The sequence below is a fragment of the Variovorax sp. DXTD-1 genome, assembly GCF_003984625.1.
Classification (GTDB): domain Bacteria; phylum Pseudomonadota; class Gammaproteobacteria; order Burkholderiales; family Burkholderiaceae_C; genus Variovorax.
In genome coordinates this window covers 149485-162220 of the sequence record NZ_RWKH01000013.1, presented here as the reverse complement: position 1 = coordinate 162220, position 12736 = coordinate 149485, and the positions used below count along the sequence as shown (strand labels likewise).

At 68.8% G+C, this 12736-nt stretch carries 12 protein-coding genes; 6 read left to right on the top strand and 6 right to left on the bottom strand.

Annotation, left to right across the window (positions count from 1 at the left end; translation table 11 throughout):
• Positions 1–1195 (top strand): autotransporter outer membrane beta-barrel domain-containing protein (locus EJI00_RS14450; protein ID WP_126748193.1); only part of this gene is annotated, 1195 nt, incomplete at its 5' end.
• Between the two features lie 12 nt (positions 1196–1207).
• On the opposite strand, the gene EJI00_RS14445 is transcribed toward EJI00_RS14450, so the two are convergent.
• Both EJI00_RS14445 and EJI00_RS14440 read right to left on the bottom strand, forming a co-directional pair.
• A complete protein-coding gene (locus tag EJI00_RS14445) occupies positions 1208–1879 on the bottom strand; it encodes an FABP family protein (protein ID WP_260590728.1) in 672 nt (223 codons plus the stop codon).
• A 47-nt stretch (positions 1880–1926) separates the two neighbouring features.
• Positions 1927–3237, bottom strand: coding sequence for a hemolysin family protein (locus tag EJI00_RS14440; protein WP_126748192.1), 1311 nt, complete (start codon positions 3235–3237; stop codon positions 1927–1929).
• Between the two features lie 23 nt (positions 3238–3260).
• Between EJI00_RS14440 and EJI00_RS14435 the strand changes: the two genes are divergently transcribed.
• Entirely contained in the window at positions 3261–4103 is an 843-nt protein-coding gene (locus tag EJI00_RS14435; RefSeq protein ID WP_126748191.1) for a symmetrical bis(5'-nucleosyl)-tetraphosphatase, read from the top strand.
• Between the two features lie 13 nt (positions 4104–4116).
• Here EJI00_RS14435 and EJI00_RS14430 read toward each other — a convergent pair whose 3' ends face one another.
• From EJI00_RS14430 to EJI00_RS14415, 4 genes are read right to left on the bottom strand one after another with little or no spacing between them, the layout of a single operon-like run.
• Positions 4117–5094, bottom strand: a complete 978-nt coding sequence (locus tag EJI00_RS14430; protein ID WP_126748190.1) for an ABC transporter substrate-binding protein — start codon at positions 5092–5094, stop codon at positions 4117–4119.
• Positions 5095–5122: 28 nt separating this feature from the next.
• Entirely contained in the window at positions 5123–5947 is an 825-nt protein-coding gene (locus EJI00_RS14425) for a class II aldolase/adducin family protein (RefSeq protein WP_126748189.1), read from the bottom strand.
• 3 nt (positions 5948–5950) lie between these two features.
• Positions 5951–7060 (bottom strand): LLM class flavin-dependent oxidoreductase, encoded by a 1110-nt coding sequence (locus tag EJI00_RS14420; RefSeq protein ID WP_126748188.1) that lies wholly within the window; start codon positions 7058–7060, stop codon positions 5951–5953.
• A gap of 35 nt (positions 7061–7095) precedes the next feature.
• The gene (locus tag EJI00_RS14415) at positions 7096–8100 is read right to left on the bottom strand and encodes an ABC transporter substrate-binding protein (RefSeq protein ID WP_126748187.1); all 1005 of its coding nucleotides are present in this window, start codon (positions 8098–8100) and stop codon (positions 7096–7098) included.
• Between the two features lie 109 nt (positions 8101–8209).
• Here EJI00_RS14415 and EJI00_RS14410 point away from each other — a divergent pair, with 109 nt between their 5' ends.
• The 4 genes from EJI00_RS14410 to EJI00_RS14395 are packed head-to-tail and all read left to right on the top strand — an operon-like array spanning position 8210 to position 12670.
• A complete protein-coding gene (locus EJI00_RS14410; RefSeq protein ID WP_126748186.1) occupies positions 8210–9454 on the top strand; it encodes an acyl-CoA dehydrogenase family protein in 1245 nt (414 codons plus the stop codon).
• Positions 9451–10434 carry an ABC transporter substrate-binding protein gene (locus EJI00_RS14405; RefSeq protein ID WP_126748185.1) on the top strand — a complete coding sequence of 328 codons (984 nt, stop codon included), beginning with the start codon at positions 9451–9453 and terminating at the stop codon, positions 10432–10434. The genes EJI00_RS14410 and EJI00_RS14405 overlap by 4 nt, the downstream gene beginning before the upstream one ends.
• Complete coding sequence (locus EJI00_RS14400) at positions 10431–11051, top strand: cysteine dioxygenase (RefSeq protein WP_126748184.1); 621 nt, start codon at positions 10431–10433, stop codon at positions 11049–11051. Before EJI00_RS14405 ends, EJI00_RS14400 begins: the two co-directional genes overlap by 4 nt.
• Positions 11048–12670 (top strand): rhodanese-related sulfurtransferase, encoded by a 1623-nt coding sequence (locus EJI00_RS14395; protein ID WP_126748183.1) that lies wholly within the window; start codon positions 11048–11050, stop codon positions 12668–12670. The genes EJI00_RS14400 and EJI00_RS14395 overlap by 4 nt, the downstream gene beginning before the upstream one ends.
• Positions 12671–12736: the final 66 nt, after the last annotated feature.

Here is a 12736-nt window from a genome sequence, read left to right as displayed (position 1 = left end):
CTGGTATTTGCGGTCCGGCATCATCATTGCGCCACCGCCCCCTCCGCCGCCACCGCCGCCGCCTCCTCCTGCTCCTCCGGGACCACCAGCGCCTGCACCTGCACCTGCACCTGCACCTGCACCTGCACCTGCACCTGCGCCTGCGCCTGCGCCTGCACTGGACGACGGCAACCCGCTGAGCGGTGACGGCGGCTCTCCCAACGCGCCGGCGGGCATCACGGTGCCCACCTACCGCGCCGAAGTGCCGCTCTACGCCGCCCTGCCCGAGCAGTTCCGCCAGTCCAACCTGGCCATGGTGGGCAACCTCCACCAGCGCGTGGGCGACGAAAACGCGGGCGGGCCCGGCATTGCCACGCCCAACCAGGGCCTCCGCCAGGGCTGGGCCCGCATCATCAGCATGGACCGCACCGTGAGCCAGGGCGGCACCGTCAGCCCCAGCAGCGAAGGGCGCCTCACGGGCTTCCAGGCCGGCAACGACCTGTGGGCCGATCCGAACTGGCGCGTCGGCATCTACGTCGGCCAGCTCGAGGGCGACGTGCGCGTGAGCGGCTTTGCACGCGGCGTGCAGGGCTACGCGGCCGGCTCCAACGACCTGCGCAGCCAATACCTGGGCGCCTACGCCACCTGGAAGAACGACGGAGGCTTGTACGTTGACGGCGTGCTGCAGGCCGGCCGCCACCGCTACACCACGGCAACGGACCTGGGCGCCTCCAGCTCGGGCAAGGGCCACAGCCTGCTGGCTTCCATCGAGGTGGGCCAAGCCTTCCGCATTTCACCGGAGTGGATCGTCGAGCCGCAGCTGCAACTGGTGCACCAGCGCGTGAGCCTGGACGACACCGGCATCGTCGGCGCCGTGGTGCAGCAGGACAGCCACAGCGGCTGGCTGGTGCGCGCCGGCGTGCGCATCAAGGGCGAGCTGACCACCGCCGCAGGGCCGCTGCAACCTTATGCGCGGCTCAACGTTTACCGCAGCAGCAGCGGCACCGACGTGACCCGCTTCACAGGGCCCGCGGCCTACACCGACATTGCCAGCCGCACGGGCGGCACGAGCACCGAACTGGCGGCCGGCGCCACGCTGCGGCTGACCCAGAACATGAGCCTGTACGGAGAGCTGGGCAAGTACTGGGCATCGGGCGGCGGGCCTCGCACGAAGAGCGGCGTGAACGGCAGCGTGGGCGTGAAGATCCGGTGGTAAGGATTGCCGACGCTATCTTGGCGAGACCACCACCGCAGCAGGCGCGTCGGGCATCGCCAACGGGTTGAGCCCCGGCTCCGCCACCCGCGTGAGCGTGTTGCGGTCGGTGTGATGGAAAGGCTCGGCCCGCCCCTGGATCTGCATCACCGTGTCCTGGTCGTAGGACCATGTGCCGTCGGCATTGATGATGACCGTGATGTTCCACGCCAGCGTGGTGAAGGCCTGTTCGATGAACGGGTTGGACACGATGCCGTTCACCAGGCTGCCGCGCTCGGCGCTGAGCGTGAAGCGCGTGTCGCCGGCCTTGGCATGGCCGCTCGCCATGGCCACCTGGCCGCGCGGAATGGCCAGCGTGTGCATCACCGTGCCGGTGGCCGGCTCCCAGAGCCAGTAGCCCACCTGGTCGTGGTACATCTTGGTGAGGCCGGGCTTGTGGATGTAGGTGTGGTAGCGCAGGCCATACAGCAGCTGCGGGCCGTTGGTCTGCGGATCGATGGGCTGCAGCTCGTAGCGCTCGACGTAGACCTGCGTCTTGGGGCCTTCGCGCTTGGGCTTCACGTCCACGCCGCGGCTGCCCTCCCAGATGCCGGCCATGGCGCGCAGCGGCCCCAGGTTGGCAAGGGTGTCGGGGTCGGCGCTCGGCTCGGTGTAGATGTCTTCGGTCATAGTGGAGCTGGCGATCATGCGATCGCTTGGTGGTCTTCTTGGAATTCTGATGGAGTGCGCAGGCGCTAGTCGCCGTGCGCCGCCGACTTGTCGGGCGCGGCCAGCACGCGGTCGATGCGGCGGCCCTCGAGCGCGGCGATTTCGAAATGCCAGCCCGCGCATTCGATCACCTCGCCCGCCTTGGGCAGATGGCCCGAGACGGCCATCAGCAAACCTGCCACGGTGTTGTAGCGCCCGCGCTCTTCGTCGGGCAGCTCCCGAATGCCGAGCCGCGCGCGCAGCTCCGAAACCGGCATCAGCCCGTCGAGCTCCCACACGCCATCGGGCCGCTCGCGGGCCCAGGCGTCGGTAAGGGTGCCGGGCTGCAGCTCTCCGGTGATGGCTTCGAGCATGTCGCGCGGCGTCATGAGGCCCTGCACCACGCCGTATTCGTCGACCACGAACACCAGCCGGCCGCCGCGTTCGCGGAACTGCTCGAGCAGTTCCATGCCGGTGAGGGTTTCGGGCACGAACACCGCCGGCGCAGCCTCTTGCCCGAGCACGCCCGCGTGCTCGGTGCCCAGCCGCAGCAGATGCGCCACGCTGATCACGCCGACCACGTCGTCGAGCGAATTGCGGCACACTGGGTACCACGAATGCACGATGTTGAGTGCACCCGCATCGGCCACCTTCTTCAGCGCCTGCGCCACGGTGTCCGATGCGTCGAGCCACTCGATGTCGGCGCGCGGAATCATCAGCGACGACAGCCGCCGGTCGTCCAGGTGGAACACGTTGCGCACCATCTGATGCTCGTGCTGCTCGATCACGCCGGCGTCCACGCCCTCTTCCAGGCTGGCCGAGATTTCTTCCTCGGTCATGGAGCGGGCGGCATTGGCGTCGATGCGCAGCAGCTTCAGCACGGTGGCCGTGGCGCCCGCCAGCAGCCACACGAAGGGCTTGGCCCCCTTGGCCAGCCCGCGCATGGGGCGCGACACCCAGCGCGCCACGGGCTCTGGGTAGAGCTGGCCGATGCGCTTGGGCACCAGCTCGCCGAAGATGATGGTGAAGAAAGTGATGCCGGTCACCACCACCGCAGTGGAAACCACGCTGGCGGTGCCGCGGCCCATGCCGAGGCTTTCCATCCAGAGGGCGAGCGGCGCGGCAAAGGCGGCCTCGCCCACGATACCGCTGAGCATGCCGATCGATGTGATGCCGATCTGCACGGTCGAGAGGAAGTGGGTGGGTTCCTCCATCAATCGGAGCGCGGCTTCCGCGCCGGTATCTCCCGTCTCGGCCAGCGCGGCAAGGCGCGCGCGCCGGCTGGTTGAAAGGGCCATTTCGGACATTGCGAACAACGCATTCAGCGAAGTCAGCAAGGCCAGCAGGAGAACGTCCATGAACAGGGGGTGAAAATAAGGAAATGGCACTTTACTTGATCGGCGACATCCAGGGCTGCGACGCCGCCCTCCAGAAACTGCTCGACAACATCGGTTTTTCTCCCAGCCGCGACACCGTCGTGCTGCTCGGCGACCTGGTCAACCGCGGCCCCGATTCAGCGGCGGTGCTGCGCCGCGTGCAGGGCTACGGCGCCTCCGCGCTCAGCCTCTTGGGCAACCACGACCTGCACCTGCTGGGCGTGGCGCACGGCGCGCGCAAGCCCAGCCGCAAGGACACGCTGGCCGGCTTGCTCGAGGCGCCCGACAGCGAAGCCATGCTCGAATGGGTGCGCCAGCAGCACATGGCGCTGCACATGCAGATCGACGGCGGCGACCTGCTCATGGTGCACGCGGGCGTGCTGCCGCAGTGGACGGTGGGCGACACGCTGGTGCTGGCGGCCGAGGTCGAATCGGTGCTGCGCGGCCCGGCGCTGGGCGAGTTCCTGCTCACCATGTACGGCAACGAGCCGGCGCAATGGAACGACAAGCTCAGCGGCAGCGCCCGGCTGCGCGCCATCGTGAACGCGCTCACGCGCATGCGCTTCTGCTCGGCCGATGGTGTGATGGAGTTCGACAGCAAGGACGGCGCCGCCACGGCCCCTGATGGCTTCATGCCCTGGTTCGATGTGCCCGGCCGCAAGACCGCGAACGCCACGGTCGCGTTCGGCCACTGGTCCACGCTGGGCTGGCTTTCGCGGCCCGACCTGCTTTCGACCGACACCGGCTGCGTCTGGGGCGGCTGCCTGAGCGCGGTGCGGATCGGTGCCACGCTGGACGAGCGCGAGCTGATCCAGGTGACGTGCGAGCAGGCGCAGAAGCCGGGCTGATCGACCCGCGCGGCTAGGCGCCCGCGGCCACCCCAAAGCCCGTGTCGAAGGTGCCCTTCACATCGAGCGGCTGCTTGATGAGCCCCACCTGCCGGTAGAAATCCGCCGTGCCCTGCTGGTCGGCAATCACCTGCGCATCGATCGGTATCCACTTCTGCCGGCGGCGCTCGAACTGCAGCTTGGCCGCCTCGGGCGGAATGCCGATGATGCGCGCCAGCGCAGCCGAGTAGGCATCGACATTGCGGTACGACCAGAGCTGCGCTTTCACCACGCGCTGCAAGAAGTCTTGCAGCACCGGGCGCTTGGCGGCAATGGCCGCATCGGTGGCCGCCAGGTAGCTGAGCCCCGGCAGCAGCCCGCGCCCGCTGACGAGCACGCGCGCATGCTGGCTGACCTCGGCCAGCGCGGTGTAGGGCTCCCAGGTGGCCCAGGCATCGACCGAGCCCTGCGTGAGCGCGAGCTTGGCGTCGGCCGGCGCGAGGAAGCGGATGTTCACCTCCTCGGGTTTCAGGCCGGCCGCGGTGATGGCCTTGAGCGTGACGTAGTGGCCGATGGAGCCGCGGTTCGTCGCAATGCTTTTGCCCTTGAGGTCGGCGGCGGTCTTGAGCGGCGAGTCGGGCCGCACCAGCACTGCGGTGCCGTAGGAATCCGAACGGTTCGCGCCGATGGCCTTGACGCGCGTGCCGGCGGCGAGCGCGAAGATGAGCGGCGCATCGCCGATGGGGCCCGAGTCGACCGCGGCCGCATTGAGCGCCTCGGCCAGCGGCGCCGCTGCGGGAAATTCGGACCACTGGATGTCGTAGCCCAGGCCTTCCAGGCCGTTGGCCGCTTCGAGCAATGCGCGCAGGCCGCCCTTCTGGTCACCGGCCTTGAGGACTGGGCGGCCCTGCGCATTCGCCTTCAATAAAAAGGTGGGCAAGGCCCCCGATGCGGCCGCGGCAAGGCCGTGCGTGATGATCTGCCGGCGCAAGCGGTTCGGGTGTCGGTTCATCGTCGGTCTCTCTGACAAGAGGTTTTCTTCAGTCCAGCAGTTCGGGTTCCGCTTCGACAAGGCCTTGGTAAAGGCTGTCGAAGGAATGGATGGCCCCCTCCGGGCCGCCGATCTGGCTGTGGGTGTGGCGTGCCGTGGCTTCGTCGATGGACTGCGGCTTGCCGGCCGCCTCCGCCAGCAGCTGCGTATGGCAGGCGTTGTCGAGCGCGATGTACCACCACGCGGCAGCCTCCACCGTAGGCCCCACCGTCAGGATGCCGTGGTTCTTGAGAATGGCGCCCTTCTTGTCGCCCAGCGCCTGTGCAATGCGATCGCCCTCGCTGGTATCGACCACCATGCCGGTGAAGTCGTCGAACAGGGCCACGTCTTCGTGGAACACGCAGCTGTCCTGCGTGATGGTGTCCAGCTTGCGGCCCAGCGTGGACCAGGCCTTGCCGTAGGTCGAGTGCGTGTGGGCCGCGGCAACGATCTTCGGGTTCTGCTCGTGGATCGCGGCATGGATGGCAAAGGCGGCCTTGTTGAGCGGCTTGTCGCCGATCACGGTCTCGCCTTTCGAGTTGACGAGCAGCAGGTCGGACACCTTGATGCGCGAGAAGTGGGTGCCCAGCGGGTTGACCCAGAAGTGGTCGGTGAGCTCCGGGTCGCGCGCGGTGATGTGGCCGGCAAGGCCCTGCGCAAAGCCGAAGCGCGCGAACAGGCGGAAGGCGCCGGCCAGGCGCTCCTGCCGGTGGCGGCGCTCGGCCTGCACGCTGGTGCGCGGCGGGATGGGGTCGAACCAGTATTTTTGCTGCGGATTCGGGTTGCGCCGAAGCGCGAAGCCGGCATCCCAGTCGATCGATAGAACTGCACTCATAGCTCAGGCCGCCTTGCGTTGAGACTGCAGGCGCTGCGCCACCAGTTCGCGGGTGCGCGGAATCAACTCGCGCCCATAGTCCGTCGCATCCTCCAGCGGATCGAAGCCGCGGATCAGGAACGTCGTCACGCCCAGGTCGTAGTAGTCGAGCAGCGCATCGGCCACCTGTTCGGGCGTGCCGACCAGCGCCGTGCTGTTCGAGCGGCCGCCAATTTCTTGCGCCACCGCGGTCCACAGCCGCTTGTCGAGCCGCGTGCCCTTCTCGGCCGCGGCCAGCAGCCGCTTGGCGCCTTCGCTCTGCTGCGGCCCGCCGCGGTTGTAGCCCTGCACCACCCGCAGGCGTTTCGTCTCGGCCAGGATGTTCTCGGCGCGCGCCCATGCGGCTTCTTCGGTCTCCGCCAGGATCGGCCGGAACGACACCGAGAAGCGCACGCTGCGCGAGTGTTTCGCGGCCTCAGCCCGCACGCGGGCCGTGAGCTCGCGCGCCTGGTCGAGCGATTCGCCCCACAGCGCATACACGTCGGCGTACTTGCCGGCCACGGGAATCGCAGCCTCCGAGGCACCGCCAAAATACACCGGCACATGCGGCTTGCCGTTGCGCGTCTGCACCGGCTTCACTTCCGAGAACGCGTTCTGGAAGCGATAGTGCGCGCCCTCGTGGTCGAAGGGTTTCTCGCTGGTCCACACCTTGTGCAGCACCTCCAGGTACTCGTCGGTGCGTGCGTAGCGCTGGTCGTGGTCGAGCCAGTCGCCGTCGCGGCGCTGTTCCTCGTCGGAGCCGCCCGAGATGTAGTGCACGCCGAGCCGCCCGCCGCTGAATTGGTCGAGCGACGCAAACTGCCGCGCGGCCAGCGTGGGCGCCACAAAGCCGGGGCGATGCGCCAGCATGAAGTGGATGCGTTCGGTGACCGAGGCGGCATAGGCCACCGTCAGCGTTGCATCGGGGCTGGTGGAATGGTGCGGCACCAGCACGCGGTCGAAGCCCGCGTTCTCATGTGCCTGCGCAAAGGCGCGCACGTAGTCGCGGTCGATCGCGGGGCCCTTGGCGGCATGGATCTCCGAGACCTTCTGGCCCTGGATCATGCCGATGAATTCAACGTCGTTCTGGCTCATGGTGTCCTCGTGTTTTCAGGTGGATGCGTGGTTGTTCAGGCGGCAGGCAGGCGCAGCACGCTTTCGAAGCTGCGGTCCCACAGGGGCTTCACGTCGGCGGGGCCGTCGAGCACGCCGATCTTCAGGAAGGTGTCGGCCACCTGCTGGTGGCTGCGCACCACCGCATCGGTGACGGGGCCCAGGCTGTAGTCGCCGCTGCGGCCGTTGAAGAGCTCGACCAGGTCGCCGATGGGCACGCGCGTCTCGGCCGACTGCGCACGCGCGTAAGCCAGGAAGTTGCCGTTGATCCACGCGAACGAGCGCTGCAGGCGCTGCAGCAGATCGCTCAATGCCGCGCGGCGCAGCGCATCGTCCAGCGCGCGCGGGTTGGCATAGATGGGAAAGTTGCCCGACAGATAACCCACGCCGGTCTTGATGGTGCGCGCGCCGTACTGCGTGCGCGCAAGCTGGCCGTTGTAGCCATAGATGGCCCAGGCATCGAGATCGCCGCGCGCAAAGGCCGAAAGGCCATCCGCAGGCGTGAGGCTCACGGCCTGGATGTCGCTGAACGAGAGCCCTGCCTCCGCCAATTGCCTGGCCAGGTAGTAGTGCGAAGTGGTGGCGCGCACATAGCCGACGCGCTTGCCCTTGAAATCGGCAATGCTGCGGATCGGCGAATCCTTGCGCGCCAGCGTGGCCTGGTTGTTCAGGTCTTCATGCGTCACGGCGACCAGCTTCACGCTCGACTTCTGCCGCGCCGCGAACACCGGCGGAATCTCGCTGCCCGAGCCCAGATCGAGTGCGTCGCCGTTGATGGCCTCGATGTGCAGCACGCCGTTGTTGAGCTCTCGCCAGTCGATCTTGTAGGGTGTGTCGGCCTGGCCCGAGGCCGTGAGCAGCGGCCGCCACAGGCCCTTGTAGGTGCCCACGCGAAGGGTCACGCCGGAGAGGTCGCGTGCCGGTGCCGCGGCCCGCGCTGCGCCGCTTGCAGCGGCCATGGCGCTCCAGGCCGCGGCGGCCTGCAGCAGGCGTCGCCTGTCGAGTGGGAATTCAGGTTTCATGCACCGGACCGTACCGGCGCACGCAGCAAAAGCGAACGCAGAAAAACGAGTTTGCATATGCGGGATGCGTCGTTTCCGCCGCGGCGCGCGGCCGGTACTGTGCGCAACCATGAGTGCACTCCCCTTGCGCCGCCCGCCGGCCACCAACGACCTCCCCACGGCAAACGCCGCTCCGGCCGCAGTCGGCGGCGCCCTTCTCGCGCGCCTGTCGGCCCAGTTCGCGGCGACTGCGGCCGACCACGACCGAAGCGGCGCCTTTCCGCGCCAGAACTTCGAGGTGCTGCAATCGCACGGCCTGATCGGCCTGGTGGCGCCCGCGGCGCAAGGCGGTGGCGGCGCCACGTTGGCCACTGCGCGGCGCGTGATTGCGGCGGTGGCGCGCGGCGAGCCCGCCACTGCGTTGATCCTGACGATGACCTACCTGCAGCACCACGCCCTTGCGCGCAGCGACAGCCGCTGGCCGCTGCACCTGCGCGAACGCGTGCTGCGCGACGCGGTGGAGCACGGCGCGCTCATCAATGCTTTGCGCGTGGAGCCCGCGCTCGGCTCGCCGGCGCGCGGCGGGCTGCCCGCAACCGTGGCTCGCCGTGAAGGCAACGGCTGGAAGATGGACGGCCACAAGCTCTACACGACCGGCATCGAGGGTCTCTCCTGGCTTGCCGTATGGGCGCGCACCGACGAAGCCGCGCCGCGCACCGGCGTGTTCCTGGTGCCGCGCCATGCGCCCGGCGTGCGCGTGATCGCAAGCTGGGACCATCTGGGCCTGCGTGCCTCGGGCAGCCATGAAGTGGTGTTCGAGAACGTCGCGATCGACCTGGACCAGGCTGTCGACCTGCGCGCTCCGGCCGACTGGGCGCCCGATGCCGGCAGCCAGACGGACATCGACGCACACGCCACCCAGCAGGCCTGGATGGCCGTGCTGCTCGGCAGCCTCTACGACGCGGTGGCGCAGGCCGCGAATGACTGGTTGACGGGGTTCCTGAACCAGCGCGCGCCCGGCAGCCTGGGCGCGCCGCTTGTGAGCCTGCCGCGCGTGCAGGAGCATGTGGGAGAAATCGCCGCGCTGCTGCGCACCAACCGCGTGCTGCTCGACGATGCGGCCCGCGCCGTCGACGAAGGCCACGCGCAGCCCGCCACCGAGAGCGGCCTGCTCAAGTACACCGTGACCGGCAACGCGGTGCGCGCAGTCGAAATCGCGCTGCAACTGAGCGGCAACCACGGCCTCGCACGGCAGAACCCGCTGGAGCGGCACCACCGCGACGTGCTGTGCAGCCGCATCCATACCCCGCAGAACGACGCCATCCTGGTTGCGGCGGGCGCTCGCGCATTGCAGTCTTCGGGAGCCACCGCATGACCGACCTCCTCTTCTCCAAGGCGTCGCGCCGCAGCTGGCTCAAGCAGGGCACCGCACTCGCCCTCGCGGCTGCCGGCTCCATGCGTGCATGGGCGCAGCAGCCGCAGACCACGCTGGTGCTCGGCGACCAGGCCGGAGGCCTGCGCGCCCTCTTCGAGGCATCGAAGGTGCTCGACGAGGCGCCCTTCGCCTACCGCTGGGCCAACTTCCAGGGTGCCGCGCCGCTGTTCGAAGCGCAGCGCAGTGCGGCGGTCGATACCGCCGTGGCCGGCGACCTGCCGGTGCTGGCCGCCGCCGTCGGCCGCACGCCGCTGAAGATCGTTGCCACACGCGTGGGCAAGGCCGACGCGCTGGGCATTGTGGTGCAACCCGATTCGCCCTTGCGCACTGTGGCCGACCTGCGCGGCAAGACGGTCATCGTCTCGTCCGCGCGCGGAAGCATTTCGCAGTACCAGCTGTATGGCGCGCTCGAAGAAGCCGGCGTGCCGCGCAGCGAGGTCACGGTGAAGTTCGTGCTGCCGACCGATGCGGCCGCCGCTTTTGCTTCGAAGCAGATCGATGCGTGGGCCGTGTTCGACCCCTACTACACGATCGCGCTACAGCAGGGCGGGCGCATCTTGCGCGACGGGCGCGGCATCAACACGGCCCTGGGCTTCATCACCGCCAGCGAGCCTTCGCTGGCCGATCCGGCCAAGCGCATTGCCATCGTGCAGTTTCTCGACCGGCTGGCGCGCGCGGGCGAATGGGCGCTGGCCAACCCCGAGGCGTATGCGCAGGCCTACAGCAAGCTCACGCGGTTGCCGATCGAGTCGGCGCGCATCATCACCGCGCGTGCCTCGGTCACGGGCCGGCCGGTGGCCGAAGCCGACATCGTTGCCTTGCAGGCGGTGGCCGACCGCTCGGCGCGCGACGGCATCTTGCCGGTGCGCGTGGACGTGCGCGCCATCACCGATGCGCAACTCTGGAAACGGCCGGCATGACGGTGGCCGAAGTTGCGGCCATCGCGCCGCTGCGTGAATTCGTCGGTGCGTTCGGCCGGCTGCTCGACAGCGCACCCGGCGAGCCGCGCATTCTTTCCGAAGGCCGCGCGCTGCTTCGCACGCTGGTCGCGCGAGACGACTGGCTGCCCGATGCCTTCGCGCAGCCCGACCCGGTGCACTACCGGCAGTTTCTGCTTCATGCCGACAGCACCGAGCGCTTCTCGATCGTGAGCTTTGTCTGGGGACCGGGGCAGGCGACGCCGGTGCATGACCACACCGTGTGGGGCCTGATCGGCATGCTGCGCGGTGCCGAATACAGCCAGGGCTATGCGGTCGGCAGCGACGGCCGGGCACGCGCGCAAGGCGATGCCGTGCGGCTCGACGCCGGCGACGTGGAGGCCGTGTCGCCCACCGTGGGCGACCTGCACCGCGTGCACAACGCGCATGAAGACCGCGTTTCCATCAGCATCCACGTGTACGGCGCCAACATCGGCGCCGTGCGGCGGCATACTTACCCCGCAGAGGGCGGACGCAAGCCCTTTGTTTCGGGTTACTCCAACACGCTTCTTCCCAACCTGTGGGACCGCTCCGCCGAACTCCGATCGACATCCGCATGACGACCACCGCCTTTCCCCTGCTGCCCTTTGCCGTCGTGCGCGCGCGCCTGCTCGCACGCGAAGAAACCGCGCTGCTCGACGTGCGCGAGGAAGATCCCTTCGCGCAGGAGCATCCGCTGTGGGCCGCCAACCTGCCGCTCTCGCGCATCGAGATCGAGGCCTGGCGGCGCATTCCGCGGCGCAGCACCTTCATCGTGCTCTACGGCACGCACGGCGGCATCGACCTGGCGCCGCTCGCCGCGCAAACACTGGCTGCGCTTGGCTACACGAACGTGCACCTGCTCGAAGGCGGCCTCGAAGGCTGGCGCGCGGCCGGCGGCGAGCTGTTTCGCGACGTGAACGTGCCGAGCAAGTCTTTCGGAGAGCTGGTCGAGCACGAGCGGCACACGCCCTCGCTCTCTGCACCCGAGGTGAAGGCGCTGGTCGAAGGCAAGGCGAACGTGGTGGTGCTCGACGCACGCCGCTTCGACGAATACCAGACCATGAGCATTCCTTCGGCCACCAGCGTGCCCGGCGCGGAGCTGGTGCTGCGCGTGCGGGAACTCGCGCCCGACCCGGCCACGCAGGTGATCGTCAATTGCGCCGGCCGCACGCGCAGCATCATCGGCACGCAATCGCTGGTGAACGCGGGCATTCCGAACCCCGTGGCTGCCCTGCGCAACGGCACCATCGGCTGGAAGCTCGCGGGGCAGGTGCTCGACCATGGCGCGAGCCGCCGCGCGCCCGGTGCCGTGTCCGATGCGCACCGCGTACAGGCCGAGGCCGATGCGCGCCGCGTGGCCGACAAGGCCGGCGTGCGGCGCATCGCGCTCGATGCGCTGCACACGCTCGAAGCACCGGAGCGCACGCTTTACCGCTTCGACGTGCGCACGCCCGAGGAATACGAGGCTGGACACCTGCCCGGGTTTGCAAGTGCGCCTGGCGGTCAGCTGGTGCAGGAAACCGACCATCAGGTGCCGGTGCGCGGCGCACGCATCGTGCTGGCGGACGACGACGGAGTGCGGGCCTCGATGAGCGCGTCATGGCTCGCACAGATGGGCTGGGAGGTGTATGTGCCCGATGCGGTGCCCGCGGCTTCGTCGTTCACTGAAACCGCGGCACCTTCGCCTGTCTATCCACCGGTTGCCGCCGCCGTCGCCGAGATCGAGCCGAAGGCGCTGGCAGCGCTGCTTTCGCAGCCCGGCACCGCGGTCATCGACGTGACCACCAGCGCCAACTACGTGAAGCGGCACATTCCCGGCGCCTGGTACGCCATTCGCGCGCAACTGGCGCAGGCCACAAGCACGGCCATTCCGCCGTCGCAGCGCTACGTGCTCACCTGCGGCAGCAGCCTGCTCGCGCGCTATGCCGCGGCCGACTTGCGCACCTTGCTCGATGCGCGCGGCCAGCGCGATGCGGAAGTGCTGGTGCTGGCCGGCGGCAATGCGGCGTGGTTTGCCGCGGGCCTGGAGCCCGAGTCAGGCGAGACGCGGCTGGCCACGCCGCGCACCGACCGCTATCGCCGCCCGTACGAAGGCACCGATGCGCCCGCCGAAGCGATGCAGGCGTACCTCGATTGGGAATTCGGGCTGGTGGCACAACTGGCGCGCGACGGCACGCACCACTTTCACGTGATCTGAGCGTTTCGCACTGCCTATTGGCCCAAAGAAAAAGCCGGCATTCGCCGGCTTTTTTTTGTGGACGGG